This window comes from Chitinophaga sp. RAB17, assembly GCF_052114225.1.
In the GTDB taxonomy this organism is placed as follows: domain Bacteria; phylum Bacteroidota; class Bacteroidia; order Chitinophagales; family Chitinophagaceae; genus Chitinophaga.
Genome location: NZ_JBFREI010000059.1, coordinates 1 through 435 on the forward strand (window position 1 = coordinate 1; position 435 = coordinate 435).

The 435-nt window shown below is 58.2% G+C and carries 1 protein-coding gene; it reads right to left on the reverse strand.

The window, feature by feature from the left end:
* Positions 1–435 (reverse strand): hypothetical protein (locus AB4Z08_RS35840; RefSeq protein ID WP_441578578.1); only part of this gene is annotated, 435 nt, incomplete at both ends.

A 435-nucleotide genomic window follows, 5' to 3' on the forward strand; every position in this document is an offset into this window, starting at 1 on the left:
GTCATCCGCGGCTTCCATTATCCAGGTCAATGGAAAACGGCTATAGGTATCGAGGTTTAACTCTTTACGCAGCCGCTCGACGTACGCCTCTTCGGAGAAATAGTAGCCGGGCTTTTTCATTAAATAGCTGTGGGAGGCGGGCGGGTCACCGACCCACCACGCCGGGCGGGTATATTTTAAAATACAGCCGACCTGCGCCCAGGTCAGGTTCATGCGCATCAGGGTATGCACCATGCGAATACCCTGCGCGTTCCCTTCGAAGTGGCTTAAATCGTGGCGCACTTTACTGCGCAGCGCGTTGAGCGTCCCCTCCCCTTCGCGCAGGCGCAGAGCCATCACTTCACAGCGATCGTCACCAAGCGGCTCGCCGAGGGCATCATCGGGTGCCAGCCGCTGGCGGAACCAGTCATTAATCGCCGCTTCACCAAAGTGGCC